Consider the following 26,930-nt stretch of genomic DNA (forward strand, 5'->3'; position numbering starts at 1 on the left):
CGGCAAACTCAAGATTCGGCCAATTCGAAGCATTATTGATTCTCAATGTGCCTGTTTGGACATTTAAATTACTCGAAATCGGCAAAGCCCTCACATCCCCGGCACTCAAACTCACATCCCCGGTTAGTGTTTTGCCATTAATTTTCCGACTGCTCGGCACGGCACTTTTTGCCAAATTTACCGTTTCCACTAAACCGAGGTTTTTTAGAATTCCCCAATTCATGATCATTCCTATACCAATAGCCCTTGTTGGTATTAAGCAGGATTAAACATGGCAAAGATTGGCTATATCCGGGTGTCAACAAATGACCAAAACAGTGATTTACAGTGAAATACTTTGATGAGTATAAATTGTGAGCAGATCTTTATGGGTATTACTTGCTCGTGTAGATGTTGATCAAGAGCCTAGTGTTGTGTGGCCGGAACAGCCTAAATTAATGAAGCTGGTCAAGGGGAGTTTTACACCCATTTTACACCAAGCAAATTTCAGGCACAAAAAAACCAACCCTAATAGATTGATTTTTATAGTGAAATTTGGTCGGCATGAGAGGATTTGAACCTCCGACCTTCACAGTGGTATCTCAGTGTTTAAAGACAATAACAATCTTGAACTGATTTTTGTTAATGATCGTGTTCAATGTGACAGCTCTATCATCATTGAGACCTTTCATGGATAGCACTTTTACTTACCAATCTGTTTTCAGAACTGGAGACCTAAGCTTATCGGTGAAAATAATGGGCGTATATTTTATGAAGATGGTGGGCTATGCGATATTCCTAAACACTGTAGATTAGGTATTAAGGTTCAGATACTTAAAGATTCAGTGTGGAACATTAAGTGGAGAAAGTTACATGAAAAGATAGAAGGAATAAAAGAAAAGTAGTTTCCAGATATTAAATATATTTTTTTGAATGTATTTTAGATTCCAAAATGTTGAATTACTTATTACTGATGATTATACAAAAACAGTTAGCCTTATAAGAAATAATAACGACGCATTATTATTTTTCTGAGTTATAATTTGATTGGAGTGAGTTACCGGGGGATAATTTTCACAATGATTTAAATATATTGATTATGAAATGATATTATCTAATTTAAGGAAGGTATATGAATCACAAGAATGATTTTAAAGCTTTTTCTATTAATAATAATGCAAATGTAGTGAGTCAAGAAAGATATGAAGAAAGCCGGAGTTTAAAAACTGGATTTCCACCAGATAATATTACTGTCCATTTGCTCAATAAGGTATTACGTCAGTCGTCGACAATAACATCTGTTTTGGCCAATTTTATCGCGACATATTCCGGTAACGATGTTTTGGACAATGGGGATATAGTTAAACTCACTGCCCAATTAAATGGAGCATTAGAACAAAAAATTGCAGCCGAAGTGCCAAATGCCTCATTAACACAAAAAGGTGTTACTCAGCTCACAGATAAAACCGGTAACAGTCATACCCTCGCGGTAACACAGAAGCTTGTTTCTGATGTAAATGATAATGCTAATAACCGATTGGCAAAAAATCAAAACGGCGCAGATATCCCAGATAAAAATGCGTTTGTAAAGAACCTCAATTTGTTGAAAACGGTGGAGTTTGCTAAGGAAGCGGTACCGAGCAGCCGGAAAATTAATGGCAAATCATTGACAAACGATGTGATTTTGAATGCTGGGGATATTGGTGCACAACCTGTAGGCGACTACGCAAATTATAATGATGTATCAGAATCATTAAATAAAAAACTCGATAAAGCGGCTGTTGTTCAAAATGACGGGCACAATTCTAATGATGTGATGAGCCAGTTAGCGGTTAGCGAGCGTATGATTGGGATAGATCAGTCATGGAAAGATGTTACAACTCAACGGGCTATAAATATTGCATACACAAATACATCTAAAAAACCAATCATTGTATCAATTGCATTACTAGGTTCAGCATTTCAAGCAGATATAACCGTCAACGGCGTGCAAGCATTCTATATCAGTGGAGCAGGCTCTTGGGTCACCAGTGGTTCAACCGCCGTTATCCCCGCGGGGGCATCATACAAAGTCGTTCCTGTGATTAATGCTCAATCAATTTCTATTGTAAAATGGACTGAACTATCATGATATATAGCTATTACAGAGATAAGAGAAATGAAGTGCATGCTTACTCGGAAGAGCAACTCAATACGGTGACTCGCTTAACCGAGCTTGAGTTACTCATTGCAGAGAAGGAGCCGATTTATCTTGATGCGCAAAATAAACTTCTTCAAAAAGAAGCGGGATTAAATTTACTGATTGAGCAGCGACATTCACTTAATGAAACATCAGAAAACGATATCAATACCCTAAATCAGAAAATTGAACTTGCGACAGAAGAGTATGATGAAACGTTACAATTTTTCAATCAGATTGAAGAAGAGTCTCAGCCGATAAAAGCGGAGTATGATGCGCTTTTGCCTGTGTTTTTTGATATTCGTGAAAATCTAAAAGTCATGAAAAAAATGACAGTAAGAGAAGTTGATGCACATTTAAATCCACCCATTTCTAAAGAGCAATTAATGGCAGAGGCAGAGCAACAAAAGCAATCATTACTCGCTGAAGCGAATAATGCTATAGCCCCACTGCAATACGCGGTCGATCTCGAAATGGCAACGGACGGAGAACAGGCGTCACTGATAGCGTGGAAAAAATACTGCGTACTATTGAACCGTGTAGATGTGAATCAAGCGCCAGATGTTGAATGGCCGGAAGTGCCGAAGTGAAGAGTAATAATTAGATAATTTTATGTTTTTGGTCAGAAAAAGCGGGTTTGTCAGTGGTTATCAATGCCGGATTTGAAGTTGGGGTTTTTCCCTAGTTTTTCCCCAAGCAAATCCCAGCCATAAAAAAACCAACCACAAGAGGTTGGTTTTTCTAGGGAAATTTGGTCGGCATGAGAGGATTTGAACCTCCGACCCCCGACACCCCATGACGGTGCGCTACCAAGCTGCGCTACATGCCGATAATTCATATTATAGTACTGATTTTTTATCTAAAAGCAAGTACTGAATTTTGTGACCGATTGATTTTTAAGCATTTAGTTGGCTATAAAATGTTTAACCTCAGTTAGTATCTGTAACAGTTGCGCCAAATTGGGCTTAGCATCTTTGATTTCGTTGCCTTCTAGGTCATATAAGTGATAGTCACCATTTTTATCCAGGAACAGGGTGTTTTCGCTGGTTGTAATAATGAGGGAGCCATCATCACCGGTAATCACCCACGGATTATCCCGCTGTGCTGCAAATAGATCTTGGCCCTGAGAATAATCAGCAGGAGTATTGCTGACATGCAACAAACGTTGCATTAATGTTGTCATGACGTCCTGATGACTGGTCAGTTTATTAATTGTCTGTGATGGTGTTCCAGGCCAATGAATTAGCAGTGGAACGTGCATTTGAGCACGATTAAATTTGCCATTGTTTATCCATCTAGGTGGATGTGTAGCGGCGATCTCACTATGTTCAGCAGTAATAACAATGACTGTGTTGTTCAGTGCATTTTTGCTTTTTAGTGTCTCTAGTACAGTATTAATCCGGCTGTCAAGCGTAGCAGCATTACCTAGTGCATCAATTTTATCCAATCCACTCATTCTTAAGAAAGAGAACCACGGGGCATTAGTATTGGGTAAGTTTAGCCATTGTTGCCATTGTTCGACCGTCAGTTGGTTACTTTGGTTGACCTCTGTCGGTAATGAATAGTCGGAAAGTAATGCATGACGATAAAGCGGAGTATCAAATCCTACAGAAGAGAATAGGCCAAATTGATATCCCTGATGAGTCAGAGCATCAATTAGGGCTGATGATTTACGTCCAGCCAGTATTCCATCCAGATAACCGGAAGAAATGCCATAAAACAATCCGAATAGGGCAGTATCATTTTGAATCCCAGTACTGAAATGTTGATTGAACTGAATGTTGGTTTCTTTGAAATGAGAGAGTGCAGGCATATTCTCTGTAATATCTCTATTATCCAGTTTATCAACTACCAGTATTAACAGATTGTATCTGCTTCCTTTATCCTGATAAGTCAGATCATTAAGTGGATATTCCACTGTCAGCGCAGCAGGATCACCCTGTTGCATAAGGCGGCGCTGATATTCTTGTTGATCGAGCAGACCATGTTTTTCAAGAAATTTACGCGCGGTCATTGGATAGGAGAGCGGCAGGTTAGAGCGTTGCATGGTAATAGGACGATAAAAATTAGCATCAGCCCAGATGTACATCAAATGGGAAGCTAAAAAAGCTGAAATAAAGACGGCGGCCAGCGGTTTACCAAACCGTTGCCGATTCAGACTACGTAGTTTCTGCCAACTCCAGGTGCCAAATAACATCTGTATCAGAAAAATGACTGGGATACAGATGAACATTAGCTGCCATTCTCGCGCCAGTTCCCCTTGATCAGGATTAATGACTAAATCCCAAACTAAAGGTGTAAGGTGAAGGTGGAAACGGTTGTATATGGCAATATCGAATATTAACAGTGTCAGCCCGGCTGTGGCGAAAATGGCTGAAAGAAATCTTAGCAAGCGCTGTGACATGACAATAAATGTCAGTGGAAACAGGACCAGCAAATAAGCGGCAAAAACAATAAAACTAAAGTGCCCAAGCCAACTAGCCAGAGCATAGACTCGGCCGAACAGTGAGCTCGGCCAGTCAGAAACAAACAGGTAACGACTACCTAATCCAAGACTGAACAGAATATTAAATAGGGCAAACCAATGCCCCCAGCTAATCATTTGGGAAACTTTTTCACGATAACGCTGACGGCTAGTCACCATATTTTGTTTACGTTGTAGTCTTAGTTAAAAAATTAATGGGCTTTATCTTCGTTTACCGAAGATTTAAGCGCGTGTGCAAACGAGTCGGCAATATGTCTGCGTTGTGCAGGAGATATACTCGTATTGATTAAATTTGTCACCATATTTCCCAGTACCATTAAAGAAAGGTCTGTCGGCGTACGGTTTCTTTCCAGAACACTGACGAGTTCTGTTAATAAGCGTTCAACGTGTTCGTCACTGTAACGAGATGACTGTGGCATAGATTTAAACTTCCTGAACTAACAAAGCACATTATCTTACCGTATAGATGCGTGTTTTTCTGCTCTTTTGTGGCAAATTAATTCACGGTTAAGATTATGTTGCAGTAATAACCCATTTTTAGCAATTTTTTGATATCTGCCAGTAAATTATAGTTGATGGCAGATAACGAAACGTTATTTTCTTTCGGGGTTTTTTATTGCAGTCGTTTGTTATCGGTGTTTGAATGCGTGTTTCAAAACGCATGAAGTCAGCCGCGAAAGGAGTAGAAAGAATGAGTCTGCAAATAGACCAGATTGCTTTGCATCAATTAATCAAGCGTGATGAACAGACATTAGATGTCGTGTTGCGTGATTCTTTACTCGCCGCCGATCACGTGGTGGAAGATATGATGGCTGAATTACACCGGGTATACAGCGCAAAAAGTAAAGCTTACGGCTTATTTAATGAAGAGAGTGAATTGGCAGAAGCGCTCAGACATCAGCGTAAAGGTGATGAAGATTTTCTTGGGTTCAGTCGTGCAGCAACGGCACGTTTGAGGGATGAGTTGGCGAAATATCCGTTTGCCGAGGGGGGAACGGTTTTGTTTTGTCAGTATCGCTATCTGGCGGTAGAGTATTTACTGATTGCTGTGCTTAATAGCTGTAACAGTATGTCTGTTAACGATAATCTGGATTTAAATACGACGCATTATTTGGATATTCCTCACGCTGATATTGTCGCTCGTATAGATTTGACCGAGTGGGAAGCGAATCCTGAATCAAGTCGTTATTTAACATTTTTGAAAGGCCGAGTAGGGCGTAAAGTTTCAGATTTCTTTATGGATTTTCTTGCTGCCAGTGAAGGTATGAATGCTAAGGTTCAGAATAAAGGTTTGTTACAAGCCGTTGATGATTATTGTGAATCTGGTGAGCTTAATAAAAATGAGCGTCAGGCGTATCGCCAGCAAGTATACAGCTATTGTAATGAACAATTGCAGGCGGGAGAGGAAATCGAAATTAAGGAGTTGTCTCAGGCATTACCCACATTTGGAGAGCAGAACTTTCAGCAGTTTTCTCAGGATCAGGGATATGAACTGGAAGAGAGTTTTCCGGCAGATCGCAGTACGTTGCGTCAGCTAACTAAATTTGCCGGCAGCGGTGGCGGATTAACAATTAATTTCGATGCGATGTTGTTTGGTGAAAGAATTTTCTGGGATCCGGCAACGGATACTTTAACCATTAAAGGTACGCCGCCAAATTTACGTGACCAGTTACAGCGCCGTAATGGTGGTCATTGAGGTTAAGAAATAAATAACGCCGCAAATGCGGCGTTATTTACTCGGCGTCCCGAAAAGCTCGGCTGTGGCTAATTAAGCACGCAGGAAGTCAATGTGCGCCAGTTTTGGCTTAAACGGATGGCGCTGTACAGCCTGCACTTTAACTTTAGTTTCTTTACCGTCGATAACCAGGGTCAGAACTTCGCTATAAAATTCAGCTTTGTGTTCCATATTAATAACCTGATCGTGATCCAGCTCAATAGAAACTGGCTCTTGGTTGCCACCGTATACGATAGCTGGGAACTTGTTAGCTCTGCGCAGGCGGCGGCTCGCACCTTTGCCCTGCTCTTTACGTACTTCTGCATTAATAGTAAACATTATTTTTTCTCTTTAAGAAGAAAATAAACCCTGCTACAGGCGACCCAGCAGCAGGTTCGAGATTTGGCTTAACATTTAATATAGTGTCAAGCGGGCGGCATTCTAGCGAAAAATGGCAGTTACAGCAAATGGAATAGGTCAATCTGAACCTATTAATATGATTCCTGTTAATACGACTTCTATTAATACAATTCGTCTGCTCGTCGGAAACGTCCTTGGTAATCAAAGAGTTTTTCACGAATTTGCCAGAATCGGCCTTTTTTACGGGCGACAACGAAATCTGGATGACGTAATAAAAGTTGCTGGTGAACGATATCTGAGGCGGTTTTCCAGTTAAAAGGTATGGCCGGGGCACGTTGATGCTGACGAAGAAATTGGTGCTCAAAGAGCCGTCGCTGGGCAGGGGTTGTAAGCCGAAAACGTTCGGAAACGTCAGCGCCATCTTCATCGTAATAGATGATTTTCAGCCATTCTCCTTTACTGTCAATTTCAGGGATGAGCTGCATACCACCACAACGTAGCACCAGTGCGTCTTTGAGTCTCAATGCGGCTTTCAGCATATCGTCAGGATCAACCAGCACCTCTTGGCAACTGTGGCAACGCCGCGCTGCGATATCGTTTTCTGCATTGCAATGAGGGCAGAGCTTGAAACGAAAACGGAACTCACATTGATGACGTTTGCCGTATTGATCATTTTCCCAACCCTGACAGCGGCGGCCAAAATGTTCAATAATTTCCCCGTTGGAGGTGCATTTTCCCCAAAATATATTGGAAAAATTGCAGATAGGGCAGAATACTTGAACTGGTTGGCTCTGTTTATCTGGTTTATTGCTACCAACTTCTGGTGTATAGAGGTCGTGAGGATTTCCTGCATAATCGAGAATCAAACAATCTTTTTTGCCGGGAAATAATCGTAAACCACGACCAATAATTTGCTGATATAGACTGACGGATTCAGTAGGACGCAGAATGGCTATCAGATCAACATGAGGAGCATCAAATCCAGTTGTCAATACAGCGACGTTAACCATATAGCGCAATTGCTGAGTTTTAAAGGCTTCAATAAATAGATCACGATCAGCGGTTGATGTATCGGCGCTGACTAATGCGGCTTGGCCGGAAGGGAGTAATTGAACAATCTCTTTGGCATGTTCGACAGTTGCGGCAAAAAGCATAACGCCTTTGCGATCAGCGGAATATTCAATGACTTGTTTTATAATATGAGGTGTGATGCGTTTTTGTCGTTTAATTTCGTGATTTAAATCAGTTTCATTGAAGATACCTTGCTGACTGGAGCGAACTTGGCTGAAATCATATTGTATAACCGGCATATCTAGCCGCTTTGGGGGCACGAGGAAACCATGTTTAATCATATAACGCAGGGGTAATTCATATATGCAATCACGGAAAAAACAGTTTTCATCACCACGGATCATTCCGTGATAGTGATATTGATATATCCAGCCGATAGCCAGTCTGTAAGGTGTTGCTGTTAAGCCAAGAATACGTAGCTGCGGGTTATTTTGCCGAAGGTGATGAATAATTTGCTGATACTGGCTATTTTCATCATCGCTGATGCGGTGGCATTCATCAATTATCAGCAAAGAGAATTGATTATTAAAATGTTCAGGATTACGGGCGACAGATTGCACACTACCAAATACGACTTTTCCTGCACTTTGCTTTTGCTGCAATCCGGCGGAAAAAATATCTGCTGGTAAACCGTATGCGCAATATTTGCTGTAGTTCTGTGCAACTAATTCTTTTACATGAGCTAATACTAATACTTTCCCACGAGCTAATTTTGCCAATTCAGCAATGACCAGGCTTTTACCTGCTCCAGTTGGTAATACAATGACCGCAGGCTCATGATGGTGCCGGAAATGATTAACGGCGGCATCCACGGCTTCTTGCTGATAGGGACGTAAAGTAAAAATCATAATCATTCCGCAACAGAAAAATATTCGTAAAAGAGTAACATTTTTCTTATCAATTTGCTGTGGGTGGAAGTCAAGGTAAGATAATTGTCTGATTGAGTGAAACTATAACTGGTTATACCCGTCATCTTTCAAGTTGCCTCTTTGTTGGCTGCACTCACTCACCCCGGTCACATAGTTATCTATGCTCCTGGGGATTCGCTCCCTTGCCGTCGCGATGCATCTTGAAATCCATTGGGTATATAACAAATAGATAATTGTTGTTTATAGTAAACATAGTTATGATTAGCTTTCAAATCTTTTGGGTTCATTTCACATCTTCTTTTTTGGCGGCTCGGTGTTGTAGTGTCAAGGTAGTGCCAAAATAGTAGTGGATCACGTTCATTGTTAAATTAATTAATACAGGTGTCTTCATCCATGCGATTGGATAAATTTTTGTCACAACAGCTTGGTATCAGTCGGAATGACGTAGGACGCGAGTTGCGTGCAGGGCGTATCACTGTTGATGACGAGATTGTAAAAATCGGAGCTTATAAATTAACTCCAGAGCAACAGGTTATGTTTGATGGTTCGTTATTGGAACAGCAGCAAGGGCCTCGTTATTTTATGCTAAACAAACCACAAGGATATGTTTGTTCCACTGATGATCCGATAAATCCGACAGTTCTCTATTTTATTGATGAGCCAGCAGCGCATAAATTACATACGGCTGGTAGGTTGGATATGGATACCACTGGTCTGGTTTTGCTAACTGACGATGGTCAATGGTCTCATCGTATTACTTCCCCGAAACATCATTGTAAAAAAACATATCTAGTCACACTTGAATGCCCGGTTGGAACAGAGACGGCAGATAGATTTCTTGCCGGTGTTCAACTGAATGGTGAAAAAACAGTGACAAAACCTGCCCAACTGGAAATTCTGGAATCTCAGGTAGCTCGCTTGACGATTAGTGAAGGGCGTTATCATCAGGTAAAACGTATGTTTGCAGCGGTAGGTAATCGGGTAACAGCGCTTCATCGTGAGCGAATTGGTGAAATCATTTTAGATCCTGAATTGGAGCCAGGAGAGTACCGGTCATTAACTGAGCAAGAAATTGCCAATATCAATGTTTCTTAATCCTAGTTTTAGTTAATTATTTTAAATTATTGGAGCAATATACGTGCAACAACAACGATCATCCTATTTAGGACTGATTTTAATCCTTGGGCTGCTTTCTATGTTAATGCCTCTTGCCATTGATATGTATTTACCGAGTTTGCCGACCGTTGCCGAAGATTTCGGTGTGGATAGTGGACGGGTTCAGATGACGCTGAGCAGTTATATCCTTGGTTTTGCTATCGGTCAAATGGTATATGGCCCAATGGCTGACAGTTTGGGGCGTAAGCCAGTTATTCTGGGGGGAGTTGCTATATTTGCTCTAGCTTCGGCTGCATGCGCAATGGTGCAGAATATCGATGATTTTATTTATATGCGCTTTTTGCATGGATTCTCCGCTGCCGCAGCGGGGGTTGTCATTAATGCGCTCATGCGAGATTTGTTCACCAAAGATGAATTTTCGCGTAGCATGTCTTTTGTGATATTAGTAATGACGATTGCTCCATTAATTGCTCCAATTCTTGGCGGCATGATAATGATTTGGTTTACATGGCATGCTATTTTCTGGAGTATTGCGGTGACTTCTATTATTGCCGTATTCCTTGTTGCTTTCTTTATAAGAGAGACTTTGCCAAAAGAGAAAAGACAAAAATTTCATCTGCGTACAACTGTAAGACAGTTTATTATGTTATTTCGCCAGCGTCGTGTATTTTGCTATATGCTTGCCAGCGGTTTTTCATTTGCGGGAATGTTTTCTTTTCTCAGTGCAGGGCCATTTGTTTATATTGAGTTAAATGGTGTGTCTCCTCAGCATTTTGGATATTATTTCGCACTTAACATCGTATTTCTGTTTGTGATGACGACAATAAATAGTCGCTATGTCCGGCGTTTTGGTGCGTTGAAAATGATGTATTTTGGTTTGAGTGTGCAGTTTGTGATGGGGATCTGGTTGTTATTGTCTACCACACTCGATTTTGGCTTTACTGCTCTGGTCATCGGTGTTGCAGCTTATATATGTGGTATTTCTATGATTACATCCAATGTCATGGCGGTGGTTTTAGATGATTATCCGCATATGGCCGGAACAGTATCTTCATTGGCAGGTACCGTTCGTTTTGGTATTAGTGCCTTGGTTGGTGTATTACTTGCTATGTTACCTGCATATAATGCCTGGCCAATGGTTGGTTCTATGGTTTTGTGTGTTATTTCGGCTGTTTTGCTTGTTATATATGCAAAAAAGGGGTAGTAAATAAAAACAGAAGGCTGTTTTCATGTGCAGCCTTTTCCTTAAAAAGAAAATTATTGTCAGCGAAAAATATTTTTGATGATATTTTTTGGTTATAATTTTATGCGAGATTATTGAAGAGCCATTTTATTCTAAAATGTATATCCGATCTCATTGATATATTCTTGATTGGTAGGGGTGAAATTTGATATGATTTATTGAAAATAATAAATTAAATCATAATATTATGATTTTTCTTATTCTAAGATTTACCATTAAGCAATGAAACTGTAATAAATTCGTGGTATCAGTCGCATTTTCTGTATCGCTAAAATTATCATTAAAAACGATAATATTATTAAAGAGAATATTTTTCCTGAATATTCTGGGGAATTGAAAAATTGGCTATGCTTAATAACTATAAATAGTGATACTGATCTATTTGTGGAGAGGTGAAACTATTGTTGCTTCATTTTTTTTATTATTGCTGTTGCGTATTTGTTGATTTTTGTATTCCCGTAGGGTTGAGAGGCTAACTTTTTACAGTAAGGAAATTCCGAAATGTTTTGCTGTGCGAATAAGTTGTTGTTGATGCATTGATAGTAATTATAAGTCTTTGTTGTATTTTTGTTAAATTAAAAAATATTAAATGGCGTTATCATTAGGTTGTCATTAATTATACCTTATAAAACACATTGTTATCTATTTGTTTTTACAGTTCTTATTTGATTTTTATGTTAAAGTGTTGAGTTGAAAAAATAAAATATGTAAACAATCATTAAACATAAAGTTGGGTTTTTGCATAAAAATTAGTTGAGTTTTCTTTAAAAAAAGTATAAATATATGAGAAATGAGAGATTGATCTCACTTTTTCTAAGGTGAAATTTGGAATTAATGTAATACTATAAACACAAATTTAACTTTTCGTTTACCTTTTTTGGGCGTTAGTTATTCGGTTTTGGCGAGTAGAACACCTGAAGATAGCCGCTAACTTTAACTTTTGTATCTATGTTCTTTCAGGTAGGAATGATTCGTGAATAATATTCAGCTTTCGGTGGTACATCGGCTGCCGCAAAGTTACAGGTGGTCACCCGGTTTTGTGGGTATCAAAGTTGAGCCGCTTCCGGTTGATGAAGTGAATGCGGAAAGCAGCCTGATGGGGTTGAAGTTACTCAGCCACGAAGATGAGGCTGCGTGGAATGTTATGCAAAAATTACAGCAATCACTTGCTGATATGCAAATCGGAAGCGCGGTGATTGAGTTGGAAGGTCAGCCGTGCTTATTTATTAATAGTGAAGATGAAAGTGCGGTTATGTGTCGTTTGAAGACACTTGGGGCAGCCATTGCTGAAAAGATAACTGCGCTTTATCCATTTTGATATATACCCTATGGATTTCAAGATGCATTGAAATGGCAAGGGAGTGAATCCCCGGGAGCATAGCGAACTATGTGACCGGGGGGAGTGAGTACAGCCAACAAAGAGGCAACTTGAAAGATAACGGGTATAAATGCGAAAAGCGCTTCCTTTGATAGAAGCGCTTTTTTGTGGGCAAGGGAAAAATTTTTAGCCGTTAGGCACCATATTATTGTTAATGACTCGACGACCGCCGTAATAACGTTTGCTCCAGTATGTGCTGCTTAACCTGGAAACGATGACGCCATTGCTGGTAGAGGCATGGACGAATTGGTCATTACCAACATAGATGCCAATATGCCTGGTACGGGAACCCGTCTTAAATAAAACTAAATCGCCAGGGCGTAATTTTGAACGGTCGATTTTCTTGCCAATATTTTGTTGTTCAAACGTTGAACGCGGTAGTTCCATGCCAAACTGGTCACGGAAAGTACGTTGAACAAAGCCAGAGCAATCTATACCACGTTTGGTATCGCCGCCAAGTCGATAGGCAACCCCCTTCCAGCCATTGTATTGGCTAAGAATTTTAGATTTTATGTCCAGATTACGAACGAGTGCTTCGAATTCATCCTGAGACGCTTGAAGTAAGAAGCCATTCTTACCATTTACTGCATGCGTATCAGTTTGTGTGTTACGAGAATCTGGCGAGCTGCACGCGGATAAAGTGATCGCTACGAGCAGCGCGGGTATCAGCCGCGTAATGTATCTCAGAGCCGGTTGAGACTTGACCATTATTTTTGTTTTCCCTTGCTATCCTTACCTTAGTTGGTCGCTATTATTGAGAAATATCAAACGTTTAGAAGCCTGGTGTTAGAAAAAACAATGAGTAAACAACGCGCTTGGTGAAAAAACGCGTCTGATGCCACGTTTTATAACGATATTTACAATAAATGTCATTCAGATCGAGAGTACAGAAACAATCAGGAAAAGGCGAGTATTTAATGACATAATTTACAAAAAATTAGATTTCTAAGTAGAAGAGATCAGGAATGTTGTTAATTTATGTTATTTATGTGGGTTTTATGAGCTATTGGGAAGGTTAAATACCTTCCCGATATTACTGAATAAAAAGAGTTTATAAGAGAGTTCTTAAATTGGGCGACCAATATGCGGTAGATTCTTATTCAGCCAGTTAATCATGATGTCACTTAATGGTGTTAATAGTAGCCAACTTGTTCCGATTAGCACCAGAGATAAAGAACCGACTGCAATATCAGTAAACCAATGCGCTCCTGCCATGATACGAGGTAATGCAAAGGTTACCATGATCAATAATGCGATACAGAATGCTCTACCTGAGATATAGCGAAGGATAAAGCAGCTAAAAATCAGGAGCATTAATCCGTGATCGCCTGGAAAGCTATCGCCTGATGCATCTTTTGTTACCAGATTAGTCATTTCGCTAATACGATTGATATGATCAAAGGTTAATGTTGGGCTTGGACGGATAACTGGAAGTAGATGACCGATTTGGTTAAGTATAATTGCGCTTATTATCATGACCAAACCAATCATGAATAATCTGCGTTTGCCATCGTAATTCTGTTTACGAAAAGCGTTGTAATACAGCAATCCCATACATAAAAGTGAAATGGCATCGAAAGCCCTGATATTCACAAATGCTACAAATTCTGTGAATGTTGAACCGGGAATTAATTTCTCATTAAAGAAGTAGAAGATTGCAGAGTCGATCTTGAACCAAAAACCGTGGCGCTCTGGTAAATACCAGGAGAGAAACAAAGTAATTCCTAATAGATTTAGTATCAATATGGCAAATGGGTGACTGCGTGTCATGGGATACCTATTTGTTAAAAATAAAATAAGTGGTAACTAAACTTACAATTATGTAGGTTAATATAACAAATATTGAGTAATAATGTCACAATTCTTAATCATAAGTTAATCTGTTGATTTTTTTATCTACTTTGTGCTTTTTTCTTTATTTTTTTATTTACTTTGGTGACTATTCCTGTTCAATTCTGTGAGTTTTTCTCGAGTGATGTTGTGGTATTTAAGGTTGTAAATTCTTAATTTTTTGATAATTAATTCTAATTATTTTAATATTGGAAGATATAAATATCTTAATTGGTTTTAATTGCTAAAAGTCATAAATAAACAACGAAAATAGCCGTTACCAGTACATAGACTCATAAATTTTTCCGATTTCTAGATTGATTTCATTTTCGGAAATCGCAGCAAATGATGCTGTTTTATGGTGGGGGGCTTTATGTCTATGTTTCGGGTTATGATAGGTTGTTTTTTTCTGATGATTCCTAGTCTTGTCAATAGTGGGTCAGAAACAACATCAAGTACAGGGGTTATTCGCTTTTCAGGCGCGATCGTTGAATCACCGTGTCGTTTTGATTGGCGTGATAATTGGGCTGATACCACTTGTTGGAGAAAGGGGCATAAGATTACCCAACGACGAAAGCTTGATTTGCAAAATGATATTTATTTTTATTTGCCACACCAAATGGGTGTAACAGAGATTAAATGGATAAAAGGAAAAGAGAAAATTGGTGTTGTTACAATTTTCTATAATTGATGTTAAGAGAAATTTTACATGTTATTTCTTCAATAGTTAATTAAAGAAGAGTAAGGGTTTTATTTGTTATTGCTAAAATGAATGAGTGACAGATTTATATTTTATTTTATTTTATTTTATTTAGAAATTTAAATTATGTTCAAATGCTAAGGCAAGTGACCGATTTAATTAATAGCGCAGGTAAAGTGAGTTACCCTGTTTTATACTGGGCAACTCAGAATTAGATAATATTGTTAATCGCAACGTCCCATATAGCGACGTTCTGCAATGTGAATACGGATTTTTTCCCCGCTGCTGATATATTCAGGCACTTGTACGGTGAGTCCGGTGCTCATCTTGGCAGGTTTTGTCCGTGCACTGGCTGAAGCGCCTTTAATTCCGGGGGCCGTTTCTTCGATAACCATATCGACTGTCTGTGGCAATTCAAGGGCAATGACTTGTCCTTCTATTGTCAGAACTTGCATACCTGGCAGGCCGCCTTCAGGAATAAATAACAACTCTTCTTCGATTTGTTCCTTTTTAAAGTGATAAGGAGTGAAATCTTCATCATCCATGAAAACATATTCATCACCATCAATATAGGAAAAATTAACGCTACGACGAGTCAGGCTGATCGTATCAAGGATATCATCGCCCTTGAAACGTTCTTCCACTTTCTGACCGGTGCGGATATCAGTAAAGCGCATTTTATATAATGTGCTAGCTCCCCGGGCGCTTGGTGCTTGAATATCAATGTCTTTGACCAGCAGTAATTTACCATTATAACTGACGGCGCTACCGCGTTTAATTTCGTTGGCTTTAGCCATAGTAACCTTCCATAAAACCGCAAGAGAATAATCGGCGACAAAATTACTCGCAGTCAAGGCATTAGGCAAGTGGGGATTAGAAAACCCCACTGTTTTTTTACATTGGGGTTGTAGTAAGAATGTTTTATATCAACGATACACAGGTAATAAATCAAGGGAGGACAAAATATGAGCTATAGCATTTAGCAAACCAAACAGGATGATGAACCCAATGAGGAATTTCCCCCCTGGCGCTCGGTAACTGGCTTCTGGGAAGCGTTGGCGACTTGCCCGAACCATAAGTGCTGGAATAATGACAGCCCAGATGGTTGCAGCGAACCCGGCGAAACCAATGGCGTATAAAAAACCATTAGGAACCATTAGAGCCAGCGCTGTTGGTGGAATAAATGTCACTAATGCGGATTTTAACCGGCCGATATTGTTATCTTTAAAACCGAAGAAGTCGGCTATGTAATCAAATAACCCTAAAGAGACGCCAAGAAATGAACTTGCTAATGCCATATAAGAGAAGGTATTTAGAAGTTGGTGAACGATTTCATTGTTTGTTGTATTATCCATGTGTTTTAATAAATCACCGATATTCCCGCCATCAGCAATAATCTGTTTGAATGCTTCGCGGGGAATATTTCCCTGAATGACATATTGCCACAGAATATAAATAGCTAATGCGATCAACGTACCGAATAATAGGCTGTGAATAACGGCTTTGCTATCTTTATGGTAATATTTTACTAAGCTTGGGATGTTACCGTGATATCCGAATGAAACGAGTAAATAGGGCAGAGCCGCTAAAGCGTAAGGCATATAACTTGTTGCTGTGTTGTTTGATATAGCATCGGCCTGATTAAACAAGATGGCATATTTAACTTCGGTAAACATACCGCCGACTGACATAAAAAAGGTAATAACCATCCCACCGATCAAAATTGTACTCAGACGATCGACGGCTTTAGTTGATAACCAGACAATAAATGCAACGATAAAGGCGAAAATAAAGCCAGCATTTGCCTGTGATATCGGAATAATATTTTTAAAATTGAGGGCAATAATTGAGCCGCCCGCTGAAATATAGGCGTAGGTCAATATATAAAGTACGAATGCAATAGAGATGCCGTTGATTGCATTCCATCCTTTACCGAGTAAATCTTTAGTTATGGTATGGAAGCTTGCGCCTGCTGGATAGTTCAGGTTGGTTTCTAGTATCATCAAGCCGGAAAAATACATACACGTCCATGTGTAAACCAGCAGAATAATTGATCCAGTAAACCAGACGCCGGAAGTCACCACGGGAGTAGAGAACATTCCTGCACCGACAGCAGTTCCGGCAATTATCATGGCGCCGCCCAGTATGGGAGGGCGCTTTAAACTCTGGGTTGTCTCAATGGACATATTTAACTCCTGCTGGTAATATTGTTTCTTTGTACTAGCTTAAAGATACATTTTTGTCTATAGAGTGTAAATAGATGTCATAAAGGATTATTTAAAATTGAACTAACATAAATTAGTTCATTCGGTAAGATAAAATTTATTTTCTTGCCACATTTTTATTGCATTCCGGCTGGCTTCAAAATGAGGTTCAGGAAGATTATCGGGATCGCACCACATAAACTGCTCGCATTTTTCTGGTTCCATCAACTTTGGTTCGCCACCGGGATGTTTTGCCAGTAAACACACTGAAATAGTATGTTTTCCTTCTTTTTGATAAGTCTGAAGGTTATTACAAATACCGTAGACTTTTGGCGATTGAATCGTCAGACCCGTTTCTTCTGCAATTTCACGGATGGCACATTGCTCAAAAGTTTCGCCGGCATCAACATGACCGCCAAAGATTGACCAGTATGGCGCATGTTTACTACTACGTTTTCCAAGTAATACCTGACCATATTCATTTACAATAACAACGCCAACACCGACAATGACAGACATTTGGTTTATTCCTTACCTCTAAGTTTCAGCAAGTTTGCATCTCATTTTGAGAAAAATTCAATGCTATTCTTATCCGTAAATCAGTTTAAGGCAACAATCAATAAAGTACGGAATTTAACTGAAACGATTCAATTTTAGTGATATAAATAGAACTGAAAATTCATAGTAATGATGATATCTACTTAGGAGACATCGGGCAAAATGAGCCGTAGAGTTGCCACTATCACCCTAAACCCTGCTTATGATTTAGTGGGATTGTGCCCGGAAATCGTCAAGGGGGCGATCAATCGAGTGCAAACTGCCGGACTACATGCTGCCGGGAAAGGCAATAATGTTGCTAAAGTTTTGTGTGACTTAGGTATTGATGTCACGGTGAGTGGCTTTTTGGGTAAGGAAAATCAGGAAGGATTTCAACAATTCTTCCATGAAAATGGTATGGTAAATCGTTTTCATTTAGTACCGGGCAGAACACGGATTAATGTCAAATTGACAGAAGAAAGCGGGGAAGTGACAGATTTTAACTTCTCGGGTTTTTATGTCGGTGAAGCTGAATGGTCGGGATTTGTTAATGATTCGCTTTCATGGCTTGGACAATTTGATATGGTCGTTGTTAGTGGTAGCTTACCTGCTGGTGTCTCTGCTGAATCGTTTACCGATTGGATGACCTGTCTACGTCAGCTTTGTCCTTGTATTATTTTCGATAGCAGCCGTGAAGCATTGGTTGCAGGGTTAAAGGCATCTCCTTGGTTAGTTAAGCCTAATCACCATGAGCTTGAAGTATGGGCGGGGCGTCTGTTACCTGAGTTATCCGATATCATCATGGCTGCGCATCAACTTAGAGATCAGGGAATTGCGCATGTTGTCATATCTTTAGGTGAGCAAGGGGCATTATGGGTTAATGCGTCGGGAGCATGGTTGGCAAAACCACCACATTGTAAAGTCGTTAGCACTGTTGGGGCTGGTGATTCAATGGTTGGTGGTTTGGTTTACGGTTTGCTGATGCGGGAATCTAGTGAACACACGTTGCGACTGGCGACGGCTGTATCTGCACTTGCCGTTAGTCAGCCTAATGTGGGTATCAGCAATCGCCCAGAATTAGCTGCCATGATGGCTAACGTTGAACTGATACCCGTTAAATAATGCTTTAATTAAAGAATAATTAATTTTGTTGTAATTTCAGCCAGGCAATTTCTTGCGGCCAAATATCTGGATTTATCGTTTCAAGGATGAGTGGAATACCATCAAAACGAGCATCTTTCATAATATAACTGAAAGGTGTTTTGCCAATATTTCCTTCTCCAAGGCTATGATGTCGGTCAACACGGCTGGCGAATTCACTTTTGGCATCATTTAAATGCATTCCACATAAGTATTGAAAGCCAACAACTTTTTCAAATTGCTGAAAAGTTTGTTTACAAGCATCGTCTGTACGTAAATCGTAGCCAGCCGCAAAGGCATGACAGGTATCAATACAGACACCCACTCGGCTTTTATCTTCAACGCCATCAATAATTGCTGCCAGATGTTCAAATTTAAAACCCAGATTAGTACCTTGACCTGCCGTATTTTCGATAACAGCAGTGACTCCCTGGGTTTTATTGAGAGCAATGTTGATAGATTCTGCAATACGTGCCAGGCATTTATCCACATCTATTTTATTGAGATGGCTGCCAGGATGAAAATTTAATAAATCGATCCCTAATTGTTCGCAACGTTGCATCTCATCAATAAAAGCCAGCCGGGATTTTTCCAGAGCTTCAATTTCTGGATGACCAAGATTAATCAGATAGCTGTCGTGAGGGAGAATTTGTCGGCTGCCATATCCATAACGTTCACAATTTTCTTTAAATTTATCGATAACATCAGCGGCTAAAGGTGAAGCGTTCCACTGGCGCTGATTTTTTGTAAATAGGGCAAAAGCGGTAGCTTTTAATTCGTGTGCCCGGATAACCGCTTGATCAACTCCGCCGGCAGCGCTGACATGTGCTCCAACAAATTTCATATTTTTTCTCCTTCCTACTTTATTTCATTATGGCATTGTTCAACCACTCAATGAACCATTAAGAATGGAAAGGTTATATGTTGCTGAAATTTCTCCGTATCGATTCTGATTAACCAAATAAATGTTGAATGGTCAGATTTATCAAAAAACCACCTGTTATCAGCCATACAAACAAAGTTAGAGCTAATAAAATGGGTTTAAATCCGGCCTGACGGATGGCGCTCACATGAGTCGTTAAACCTAGCGCTCCCATTGCCATAGTGAGCATAATAGTATCGATATTAATCAGAGCATGAACTATTGCTGCGGGGAGTAAATTGAAAGAATTAAAACCCGCTATTGCAATAAAAATCACCGCAAACCAGGGTATAGTCATTGGTGTTTTCTTCTGATGGTTTCTTCCATTTTTGGTGCAGGAACGGCTAATGTAACGAGATAATAGCAACAGGAACGGCGCTAACATCATAACCCTGATCATTTTACTGATAACCGCTGCATTTTCCGTTTGATCACTAATAGCATGTCCAACAGCAACAACTTGAGCAACTTCGTGAATGGTGGAGCCAGTAAAGATACCAAAAGTTTCCTGAGTAAGTGGTAACCATTGATAATACTCATTGAATTGATAAAACCACGGATAAATAAAAATAGCGATAGTGCCAAAGATAACAACTGTCGATACCGCAACAGCAACTTTACTGGCAGGGGCATTGACTACCGGCTCTGTTGCCATAATAGCGGCTGCACCGCAGATACTGCTACCGGCGCCAATCAATATTACCGTTTGCTGGTCTAATCTAAAGAGTGATTTGCCTAGCCAGATTGCAATAAAAAAAGTGGAAGACAATATCACCGCATCAATCAGAAGGCCGGTAACGCCAACATCGGCAATTTGTTGAAATGTCAAACGGAAACCGTAAAGAATAATCCCTGCCCGTAGGAGATAATGTTTTGAGAAATGGATACCCTCATCACAATAAGATTTGAGTAAAGGGTAGACAGTATTACCGGTAATGATCCCTGCGAGGATCGCCAGTGTTAATGTGCCCAGTCCCATATTAATAAACCACGGAATATTTCCGGCATATATTGAAATTGCAGTCAGTATTGCCGCCAGTATTAACCCCGGTATTAATTTGATACCGGGAATAGATGATTGTTTGCTGAATTTTTCAGCACGAATGTCAGACATAGATGTTTCTCACTTTGCTTATATGCTTTAAACATAAGCATATAGCAGATTGAGTTATCATTAAAATTGATAATATCTTTATATATAATCTAAAAAATTGGTAAAAAAGAGGATTTTTGTTAAGTTGTTTATTACTGTATAAAATTAAAACAAGCTAACTTTGACTGACACCATATTTTGCGGGGCAATATGCACATCACCTTGAGGCAGTTGGAAGTTTTTACTGAGGTATTGAAAAGCGGCTCAACGACGCAAGCTTCTCAGCAATTGGCGCTATCTCAGTCCGCAGTGAGCGCCTCATTAACGGATCTGGAAAGCCAGCTTGGCGTACAGCTTTTTGATCGGGTGGGAAAGCGGTTGGTGACTAATGAACATGGCCGTTTACTCTATCCCAAGGCTTTGGCATTGCTAGAGCAGGCAGGGGAAATTCAGCAGTTATTCAAACAGGAGTTGGGAGCGTTACGTATCGCTGCCAGTAGCACCATTGGGAATTATATGTTGCCGGAAATGCTGGCAAATTATCGTCAAGATTTTCCTGATACGCCGCTGGAGTTAAATATCAGTAATACGCAGGATGTCATCAATTCGGTGCTGGAATTCCGTGTTGATCTTGGTTTGATCGAAGGGGCTTGTCATAGTCCTGAGTTAATAACTCAGTTATGGATGGAGGATGAGCTGGTTATTTTTTCTTCTCCTGAAAATCCGTTAGCTAAGCAGGATCTAAAATTGGATGATTTGGTTAAGGCATCATGGATATTAAGGGAGAGCGGATCGGGTACAAGAGAAGTGCTGGATCATCTGTTATTTGCGCGTTTACCTGGGTTCAAGATTTTGATGGAGTTGGGAAATTCTGAAGCGATAAAGCATGCGGTCAAATTTGGTATGGGCATCAGTTGCTTATCCAGACGAGTCGTTGCAGAGCAATTGCAAAATCGCACTTTACTGGAGTTAAAAGTGCCAGAATTAAGGCTTTTCAGAACATTGTATCTGATTCATCATCGGCAAAAGCACATGTCTAACGCTTTGCAAAAATTGCTCAGTTATTGCCGGTAAAGTTTACGTTCTGTCTAGAATCCAAAATTAGCTGTGTTACTTATAATTTTCTCTGAATTATGAAGGTATCTTATAACAGAGCTTCCTCGCTATTTTGATAGTGAGGATTTGTTACAATCCGCCATCAGATTTATTCGCAGCTAACAGGAACAGAATGTCTCAACAACAACAAAGTGTCTCCGGGAAACCAGTAGCGCAACATTTGCGACGTGAATTGAAAGCTCGGCATCTGGCGATGATTGCCGTTGGCGGATCAATAGGCACCGGGTTATTCGTGGCTTCAGGTGCGACAGTTTCACAGGCAGGGCCTGGCGGAGCATTACTTTCCTATGCATTAATTGGTTTGATGGTTTATTTCCTGATGACCAGTTTGGGTGAATTGGCCGCTTATATGCCAGTTTCCGGTTCTTTCTCAACTTACGGTTCTAAATATGTTGAAGAAGGGTTTGGTTTTGCCTTGGGTTGGAACTACTGGTACAACTGGGCGGTGACTATCGCGGTGGATTTGGTTGCGGCTCAATTGGTTATGGGTTATTGGTTGCCGGATATGCCGGGTTGGATCTGGAGTGCGCTATTCCTCGCGCTGATTTTCCTATTAAATTTTATTTCAGTGAAAGGATTTGGTGAAGCTGAGTACTGGTTCTCTTTAATCAAAGTCAGCACGGTTATTGTCTTTATTGTGGTCGGATTACTGATGATAGCCGGTATCATGAAAGGGGCAGAAGGTGCTGGATGGCATAACTGGACTGTTGGTGATGCGCCTTTTGCTGGCGGCTTCTCTGCCATGATTGGCGTAGCAATGATAGTTGGGTTTTCTTTCCAGGGAACCGAGCTGATTGGCATTGCTGCGGGTGAGTCAAAAGATCCGGCGAAAAATGTTCCCAGCGCTGTACGTAAGGTATTCTGGCGTATTCTGCTGTTCTATATTTTTGCAATCCTGATCATTAGTTTGATTATTCCTTATACTGATCCAAGCCTACTGCGTAATGAGGTCGGTGATATCAGTGTCAGTCCGTTTACGTTAGTGTTTGAAAACGCTGGTTTGTTATCCGCCGCGGCTATGATGAATGCGGTTATTTTGACGGCTGTGTTGTCTGCGGGTAATTCAGGTATGTATGCATCGACTCGTATGTTGTTCACATTGGCAAAAGAGGGTAAAGCACCAAGAATTTTTGGTAAATTATCCAAAGGCGGTGTACCGCGTAATGCTTTGTATGCAACAACAGTGGTTGCTGCGTTGTGTTTCCTCAGTTCAATGTACGGTAACCAGACCGTCTATTTGTGGTTGTTGAATACCTCTGGGATGACTGGTTTTATTGCATGGTTGGGGATTGCTATCAGCCATTATCGTTTCCGCCGTGGCTATATAGCTCAGGGATTAAATTTAAGTCAATTACCTTATCGTTCAGGATTTTTTCCGGTTGGTCCAATCTTTGCGTTTGTTTTGTGTCTAATCATTACATTAGGGCAGAATTATCAAGCATTTCTACAGGATAAAATTGACTGGTATGGTGTAACTGCAACTTATATTGGTATTCCACTATTCCTATTGATTTGGTTTGGTTACAAATTAGTGAAGAAAACTCGTTTTATCAAATATAGCGAGATGAAATTTCCTGATATCGCAAATCAGTGAATGTGAATACGTTAGATCGTGATTAACAGGCCGGTAGGAATTTTTTCAAAAATTCCTACCGGCCTAGTTTTATGGCTTTTTAAATTCGATTCACGATTAATTTATTATTATCTTAATGTTTTATTTATTTGAATAGATAAGCTGTTATTGATAAGAAATTAAAAGAAAACCCCCATTTTGTGATCAAATGGGTATTTTTTATTTTTCATAGCGTTAATCATACAATTAATCACGTAATTTACCAAAATTTGTGTAGATCATATTGATAAGTATTCTCATTTGTCCTATTGTTAATGCCATAATTATTAATATCAAAGGGCTAACAAAATGAAATTTATATCTCGATCCATAGCAAAGAGTATCGGTGTCGGCCTGTTAGCGGGTTCGGCTGTCATGGCAAGTTTCGCCTCATGGGCTGAAACGGTCACCGACATAGTTGGCCGCACTGTTGAAGTTCCTGAGAATGTAAATCGTATTTTGCTGGGCGAAGGCCGTTTGTTCCACGCTATCGCTTTACTTGAAGGTGATAAACCTTTGGCCCGTATCGCGGGTTGGCAAGGTGATTTCCGCAAATTGGACCCACAGTCTTACGCCGTCTATAAAGCTAAATTCCCTGAGATTGACAAGGTTCCTTTGATTGGTAATACCAGCGCTGAAAGTGTCAGCTCTGAAAAAGTATTAACTCTCAATCCGGATATTGCCATTTTTGGTCTGTCTGGTCATGGTCCTGGAAAAGACAGCGAATTGGTTGCCCAACTTGAAAAGGCAGGCGTTCCGGTTGTATTCGTCGATTTTCGTACTGAGCCGTTAAAGAACACGTTACCGAGCATTCGTATGTTAGGTAAGGTACTAAATCGTGAAAAACAAGCGGCAGAGTATGCCGATTTTTATGAAAAAAATGTAAAACTGGTGACTGATATCACCAATAAAATCCCGGAAGAGAAAAAACCAACAGTATTTATCGATTTAAGAGCGGGTGCTTTTGAAGACTGTTGTGCGACTGCCGGTGACGGTAATATGGGTAACTTTATCGATTTGGCCGGTGGTAAAAACATTGCTAAAGGTGTTCTGCCAGGTGTGCTTGGTAATATGAACCTCGAAAAAATTATTGCAGTTGACCCTTATATTTATATTGCTAGTGGCGCAAAAGCGCCAGACAGTAATGAACCTGGTATAAAACTGGGAGCGCAATCTACGCCTGAACTAGCAAAAGCCAGCCTGAAACAACTGACTGAACGTAAAGGTATTAGCTCGTTGACTGCGGTCAAAGAGGGCAGAGACTATGCGATTTGGCATAACTACTACAACTCTCCATATAATGTGGTAGCGACTCAAGTATTTGCTAAATGGTTCTATCCTAAGCAATTTGCAGATTTAGATCCGCAAAAGACACTGAATGAATTGCACAGTAAATTCTTGGCAGTTGATCCATCAGGGGTTTATTGGATCAGTGAAAAGTAATCAGTAAGTCAGGTAACGGGAATAATGAGCGCCACTACCGAGCCAATGGTGAAACAACAATTAGATGACCGCAGTGTAAAAGTCCATTACCGATATATTTTACGCCGCCGTATCGTGATGATGGTATTCATCGTGCTGATTATTGGTGCTTCACTGGTATTAGATTTTACGATAGGGCCGTCAGGTTTATCTTTGTCATCTCTCTGGCAGACTTTAGTGTCGCCAGAGAGTATGGATGCGGGTACACGGGTAATTGTTTGGGATATCCGTTTACCCTACGCCTTGATGGCGGTGGTGATTGGCTTGTCTCTTGGGCTGGCTGGCGCGGAAATGCAGACGATCTTAAATAACCCATTAGCCAGTCCTTCTACTTTAGGAGTTGCTCAGGCGGCTGCATTTGGTGCTGCGTTGGCGATTGTATCTGGTATTGGTATTCCAGGCGTGCCTGATCAATGGTTCATCTCTGCAAATGCTTTCATTTTTGCTTTGTTGGCTGCATTGGTGCTGGATACGATTACTCGTTGGACGCGCGTTGCTACGTCTGGGGTAGTATTATTTGGTATTGCATTGGTCTTTACCTTTGACGCATTGGTTTCCATGATGCAGTTTATTGCAACGGAAGACACCCTTCAGGGGTTGGTACTCTGGACAATGGGTAGTCTTGCCAGAGCAACCTGGATAAAACTGGGTGTTATGTTGTTGGTGTTTGTAGCTGTTTTTCCTATTTCAATGATGAATTCCTGGAGACTGACAGCGCTGCGCTTGGGTGAAGATCGTGCAATCAGTTTTGGTATTGATGTTCGTCGTCTGCGCTTGGGGGCATTATTGCGTATCAGTATTCTCGCCGCTTTAGCCGTTGCATTTGTTGGGCCGATTGCTTTTGTTGGTTTAATTGCGCCACATATTGCCCGTATGATGTTTGGTGAAGATCATCGTTTCTATTTGCCAGCTAGCGCTTTAATTGGCGCATTAGTGTTGTCTATGGCGTCCATCGCCTCGAAGAACCTGATCCCAGGTGTTGTTATTCCGGTTGGGATAGTTACTGCGTTAGTTGGGGTTCCATTCTTCCTTAGCATAATTTTACGTCATAGGGGGAATATATGAACCCGGGACTAACCATTAGCAATTTTTTTGCGGGTTATCCTAAACATTCGGTTATTGAAAATCTGAATGTTGCTCCGTTGCCGCGTGGGAAAATTACGGTACTGTTGGGGCCAAATGGTAGCGGTAAATCAACACTGCTACGTTCTTTGGCGGGTTTAAATCGTGCAAGAGGTCAGCTTTGGCTTGATGGTCAAGATTTGATGAAGATGAATTTTATCCAGCGATCGGACAATGTGGTTTATTTACCGCAAAGCTTACCTGCTGGTGTTCATTTGCATGTATTGGAATCGATTATCGTTGCTCAACGAGCATCCGGAGGGCGTCATTCTGAAACCAGTGAAGAAGAGGTAATGTCGTTGTTGCGTCAGTTGGGAATTGAACATCTGGCGTTATGTTATTTAGATCAGTTATCTGGCGGTCAAAAACAGTTGGTCGGATTGGCCCAATCGTTAATTCGTAAGCCAACGTTATTATTGTTAGATGAACCTCTTAGTGCGTTAGATTTGAATTACCAATATCACGTAATGGCGTTGGTGGCGCAAGAAACTTATCGGCGGAATATTATTACTGTGGTCGTTGTACATGATATTAATATCGCTTTGCGTCATGGTGACCATGTTCTAATGTTGCAAAAAGGTAATTTAATTGCTGAAGGGACTGCTGAGCAGGTTATTACGCCAGAGAGTCTGGCACAGGTTTATGGTGTTAAAGGCAGAATTGAGCGTTGTTCTCAGGGCATTCCCCAAGTATTGGTTGATGGATTGGTTTCAAAGCTAGCGAGTGAGAATTCGTTTTAACTTATTATTTAAATGATATTTAAAAGCTGCACTTTTTG

The 26,930-nt window shown here is 40.3% G+C and carries 24 protein-coding genes, 1 tRNA gene and 1 pseudogene; 13 read left to right on the forward strand and 13 right to left on the reverse strand.

Annotated elements, in window-relative coordinates; genetic code table 11:
* A pseudogene (locus V2H77_RS09525) lies at positions 1-223 on the reverse strand (hypothetical protein); the annotation flags it as partial.
* 888 nt (positions 224-1,111) lie between these two features.
* On the opposite strand from V2H77_RS09525, the gene V2H77_RS09530 reads away from it, so the two are divergent.
* Complete coding sequence (locus V2H77_RS09530; protein WP_341498605.1) at positions 1,112-2,110, forward strand: phage tail protein; 999 nt, start codon at positions 1,112-1,114, stop codon at positions 2,108-2,110.
* The gene (locus V2H77_RS09535) at positions 2,107-2,748 is read left to right on the forward strand and encodes a tail fiber assembly protein (RefSeq protein ID WP_341498606.1); all 642 of its coding nucleotides are present in this window, start codon (positions 2,107-2,109) and stop codon (positions 2,746-2,748) included. Before V2H77_RS09530 ends, V2H77_RS09535 begins: the two co-directional genes overlap by 4 nt.
* Positions 2,749-2,910: 162 nt before the next feature.
* On the opposite strand, the gene V2H77_RS09540 is transcribed toward V2H77_RS09535, so the two are convergent.
* From V2H77_RS09540 to V2H77_RS09550, 3 genes are all read right to left on the reverse strand, one after another.
* Positions 2,911-2,987, reverse strand: a tRNA-Pro gene (locus V2H77_RS09540).
* A 75-nt stretch (positions 2,988-3,062) separates the two neighbouring features.
* Positions 3,063-4,802 (reverse strand): LPS biosynthesis-modulating metalloenzyme YejM, encoded by a 1,740-nt coding sequence (gene yejM / locus V2H77_RS09545; RefSeq protein WP_341498607.1) that lies wholly within the window; start codon positions 4,800-4,802, stop codon positions 3,063-3,065.
* A 32-nt stretch (positions 4,803-4,834) separates the two neighbouring features.
* Positions 4,835-5,062: a YejL family protein gene (locus tag V2H77_RS09550; RefSeq protein WP_011147091.1), complete on the reverse strand. Its 228-nt coding sequence runs from the start codon at positions 5,060-5,062 to the stop codon at positions 4,835-4,837.
* Positions 5,063-5,334: 272 nt separating this feature from the next.
* Between V2H77_RS09550 and yejK the strand changes: the two genes are divergently transcribed.
* Positions 5,335-6,339 (forward strand): nucleoid-associated protein YejK, encoded by a 1,005-nt coding sequence (gene yejK, locus V2H77_RS09555; RefSeq protein ID WP_341498625.1) that lies wholly within the window; start codon positions 5,335-5,337, stop codon positions 6,337-6,339.
* Positions 6,340-6,411: 72 nt separating this feature from the next.
* On the opposite strand, the gene rplY is transcribed toward yejK, so the two are convergent.
* Complete coding sequence (gene rplY / locus V2H77_RS09560) at positions 6,412-6,696, reverse strand: 50S ribosomal protein L25 (protein WP_036777310.1); 285 nt, start codon at positions 6,694-6,696, stop codon at positions 6,412-6,414.
* Between the two features lie 182 nt (positions 6,697-6,878).
* Complete coding sequence (locus tag V2H77_RS09565; protein ID WP_341498608.1) at positions 6,879-8,636, reverse strand: DEAD/DEAH box helicase; 1,758 nt, start codon at positions 8,634-8,636, stop codon at positions 6,879-6,881.
* A gap of 414 nt (positions 8,637-9,050) precedes the next feature.
* Between V2H77_RS09565 and rsuA the strand changes: the two genes are divergently transcribed.
* From rsuA to V2H77_RS09580, 3 genes are all read left to right on the forward strand, one after another.
* Positions 9,051-9,752: a 16S rRNA pseudouridine(516) synthase RsuA gene (gene rsuA / locus V2H77_RS09570; RefSeq protein WP_341498609.1), complete on the forward strand. Its 702-nt coding sequence runs from the start codon at positions 9,051-9,053 to the stop codon at positions 9,750-9,752.
* Positions 9,753-9,795: 43 nt separating this feature from the next.
* A complete protein-coding gene (locus V2H77_RS09575) occupies positions 9,796-10,977 on the forward strand; it encodes a Bcr/CflA family multidrug efflux MFS transporter (RefSeq protein ID WP_341498610.1) in 1,182 nt (393 codons plus the stop codon).
* 1,012 nt (positions 10,978-11,989) lie between these two features.
* A complete protein-coding gene (locus tag V2H77_RS09580) occupies positions 11,990-12,334 on the forward strand; it encodes a YejG family protein (protein ID WP_341498611.1) in 345 nt (114 codons plus the stop codon).
* Positions 12,335-12,520: 186 nt separating this feature from the next.
* On the opposite strand, the gene mepS is transcribed toward V2H77_RS09580, so the two are convergent.
* The gene (mepS, locus tag V2H77_RS09585) at positions 12,521-13,102 is read right to left on the reverse strand and encodes a bifunctional murein DD-endopeptidase/murein LD-carboxypeptidase (RefSeq protein WP_265379257.1); all 582 of its coding nucleotides are present in this window, start codon (positions 13,100-13,102) and stop codon (positions 12,521-12,523) included.
* A 357-nt stretch (positions 13,103-13,459) separates the two neighbouring features.
* Positions 13,460-14,164 (reverse strand): phosphatase PAP2 family protein, encoded by a 705-nt coding sequence (locus V2H77_RS09590; protein WP_341498612.1) that lies wholly within the window; start codon positions 14,162-14,164, stop codon positions 13,460-13,462.
* Between the two features lie 433 nt (positions 14,165-14,597).
* Between V2H77_RS09590 and V2H77_RS09595 the strand changes: the two genes are divergently transcribed.
* Positions 14,598-14,915 (forward strand): hypothetical protein, encoded by a 318-nt coding sequence (locus V2H77_RS09595; RefSeq protein WP_341498613.1) that lies wholly within the window; start codon positions 14,598-14,600, stop codon positions 14,913-14,915.
* A 233-nt stretch (positions 14,916-15,148) separates the two neighbouring features.
* Here V2H77_RS09595 and yeiP read toward each other — a convergent pair whose 3' ends face one another.
* The 3 genes from yeiP to V2H77_RS09610 form a co-directional block, all read right to left on the reverse strand.
* Positions 15,149-15,721, reverse strand: coding sequence for an elongation factor P-like protein YeiP (yeiP, locus tag V2H77_RS09600; protein ID WP_036777297.1), 573 nt, complete (start codon positions 15,719-15,721; stop codon positions 15,149-15,151).
* Positions 15,722-15,850: 129 nt separating this feature from the next.
* Positions 15,851-17,110, reverse strand: coding sequence for a tryptophan permease (gene mtr / locus V2H77_RS09605; protein WP_265379254.1), 1,260 nt, complete (start codon positions 17,108-17,110; stop codon positions 15,851-15,853).
* A gap of 117 nt (positions 17,111-17,227) precedes the next feature.
* Entirely contained in the window at positions 17,228-17,647 is a 420-nt protein-coding gene (locus V2H77_RS09610; RefSeq protein WP_341498614.1) for a nucleotide triphosphate diphosphatase NUDT15, read from the reverse strand.
* Positions 17,648-17,848: 201 nt separating this feature from the next.
* Here V2H77_RS09610 and fruK point away from each other — a divergent pair, with 201 nt between their 5' ends.
* Positions 17,849-18,787 (forward strand): 1-phosphofructokinase, encoded by a 939-nt coding sequence (gene fruK, locus V2H77_RS09615; RefSeq protein ID WP_341498615.1) that lies wholly within the window; start codon positions 17,849-17,851, stop codon positions 18,785-18,787.
* 19 nt (positions 18,788-18,806) lie between these two features.
* On the opposite strand, the gene nfo is transcribed toward fruK, so the two are convergent.
* Entirely contained in the window at positions 18,807-19,649 is an 843-nt protein-coding gene (gene nfo / locus V2H77_RS09620; RefSeq protein ID WP_341498616.1) for a deoxyribonuclease IV, read from the reverse strand.
* A 109-nt stretch (positions 19,650-19,758) separates the two neighbouring features.
* Positions 19,759-20,841, reverse strand: coding sequence for a YeiH family protein (locus V2H77_RS09625; protein ID WP_341498617.1), 1,083 nt, complete (start codon positions 20,839-20,841; stop codon positions 19,759-19,761).
* Between the two features lie 189 nt (positions 20,842-21,030).
* On the opposite strand from V2H77_RS09625, the gene yieE reads away from it, so the two are divergent.
* The 5 genes from yieE to V2H77_RS09650 all read left to right on the forward strand — a co-directional run bounded on the left by yieE (position 21,031) and on the right by V2H77_RS09650 (position 26,892).
* A complete protein-coding gene (yieE, locus tag V2H77_RS09630) occupies positions 21,031-21,894 on the forward strand; it encodes a DNA-binding transcriptional regulator YeiE (protein WP_049584625.1) in 864 nt (287 codons plus the stop codon).
* 154 nt (positions 21,895-22,048) lie between these two features.
* Positions 22,049-23,530, forward strand: coding sequence for an amino acid permease (locus V2H77_RS09635; protein ID WP_341498618.1), 1,482 nt, complete (start codon positions 22,049-22,051; stop codon positions 23,528-23,530).
* Between the two features lie 327 nt (positions 23,531-23,857).
* The gene (locus tag V2H77_RS09640; protein ID WP_265379248.1) at positions 23,858-24,991 is read left to right on the forward strand and encodes an ABC transporter substrate-binding protein; all 1,134 of its coding nucleotides are present in this window, start codon (positions 23,858-23,860) and stop codon (positions 24,989-24,991) included.
* 24 nt (positions 24,992-25,015) lie between these two features.
* Positions 25,016-26,095, forward strand: coding sequence for a FecCD family ABC transporter permease (locus tag V2H77_RS09645; RefSeq protein WP_376712554.1), 1,080 nt, complete (start codon positions 25,016-25,018; stop codon positions 26,093-26,095).
* Positions 26,092-26,892 (forward strand): ABC transporter ATP-binding protein, encoded by an 801-nt coding sequence (locus tag V2H77_RS09650; RefSeq protein ID WP_341498619.1) that lies wholly within the window; start codon positions 26,092-26,094, stop codon positions 26,890-26,892. Before V2H77_RS09645 ends, V2H77_RS09650 begins: the two co-directional genes overlap by 4 nt.
* The last annotated feature ends 38 nt before the right edge of the window (positions 26,893-26,930 follow it).

The organism is Photorhabdus sp. P32 (assembly GCF_038085095.1).
Lineage (GTDB): Bacteria > Pseudomonadota > Gammaproteobacteria > Enterobacterales > Enterobacteriaceae > Photorhabdus > Photorhabdus luminescens.

Coding starts and splice junctions, on each gene's coding strand:
- V2H77_RS09530 (WP_341498605.1), top strand. CDS start 1,112: ATGAATCACAAGAATGATTTTAAAGCTTTTTCTATTAATAATAATGCA.
- V2H77_RS09535 (WP_341498606.1), top strand. CDS start 2,107: ATGATATATAGCTATTACAGAGATAAGAGAAATGAAGTGCATGCTTAC.
- yejM (WP_341498607.1), bottom strand. CDS start 4,802: ATGGTGACTAGCCGTCAGCGTTATCGTGAAAAAGTTTCCCAAATGATT.
- V2H77_RS09550 (WP_011147091.1), bottom strand. CDS start 5,062: ATGCCACAGTCATCTCGTTACAGTGACGAACACGTTGAACGCTTATTA.
- yejK (WP_341498625.1), top strand. CDS start 5,335: ATGAGTCTGCAAATAGACCAGATTGCTTTGCATCAATTAATCAAGCGT.
- rplY (WP_036777310.1), bottom strand. CDS start 6,696: ATGTTTACTATTAATGCAGAAGTACGTAAAGAGCAGGGCAAAGGTGCG.
- V2H77_RS09565 (WP_341498608.1), bottom strand. CDS start 8,636: ATGATTTTTACTTTACGTCCCTATCAGCAAGAAGCCGTGGATGCCGCC.
- rsuA (WP_341498609.1), top strand. CDS start 9,051: ATGCGATTGGATAAATTTTTGTCACAACAGCTTGGTATCAGTCGGAAT.
- mepS (WP_265379257.1), bottom strand. CDS start 13,102: ATGGTCAAGTCTCAACCGGCTCTGAGATACATTACGCGGCTGATACCC.
- V2H77_RS09590 (WP_341498612.1), bottom strand. CDS start 14,164: ATGACACGCAGTCACCCATTTGCCATATTGATACTAAATCTATTAGGA.
- V2H77_RS09595 (WP_341498613.1), top strand. CDS start 14,598: ATGTCTATGTTTCGGGTTATGATAGGTTGTTTTTTTCTGATGATTCCT.
- yeiP (WP_036777297.1), bottom strand. CDS start 15,721: ATGGCTAAAGCCAACGAAATTAAACGCGGTAGCGCCGTCAGTTATAAT.
- mtr (WP_265379254.1), bottom strand. CDS start 17,110: ATGTCCATTGAGACAACCCAGAGTTTAAAGCGCCCTCCCATACTGGGC.
- V2H77_RS09610 (WP_341498614.1), bottom strand. CDS start 17,647: ATGTCTGTCATTGTCGGTGTTGGCGTTGTTATTGTAAATGAATATGGT.
- fruK (WP_341498615.1), top strand. CDS start 17,849: ATGAGCCGTAGAGTTGCCACTATCACCCTAAACCCTGCTTATGATTTA.
- nfo (WP_341498616.1), bottom strand. CDS start 19,649: ATGAAATTTGTTGGAGCACATGTCAGCGCTGCCGGCGGAGTTGATCAA.
- V2H77_RS09625 (WP_341498617.1), bottom strand. CDS start 20,841: ATGTCTGACATTCGTGCTGAAAAATTCAGCAAACAATCATCTATTCCC.
- yieE (WP_049584625.1), top strand. CDS start 21,031: ATGCACATCACCTTGAGGCAGTTGGAAGTTTTTACTGAGGTATTGAAA.
- V2H77_RS09635 (WP_341498618.1), top strand. CDS start 22,049: ATGTCTCAACAACAACAAAGTGTCTCCGGGAAACCAGTAGCGCAACAT.
- V2H77_RS09640 (WP_265379248.1), top strand. CDS start 23,858: ATGAAATTTATATCTCGATCCATAGCAAAGAGTATCGGTGTCGGCCTG.
- V2H77_RS09645 (WP_376712554.1), top strand. CDS start 25,016: ATGAGCGCCACTACCGAGCCAATGGTGAAACAACAATTAGATGACCGC.
- V2H77_RS09650 (WP_341498619.1), top strand. CDS start 26,092: ATGAACCCGGGACTAACCATTAGCAATTTTTTTGCGGGTTATCCTAAA.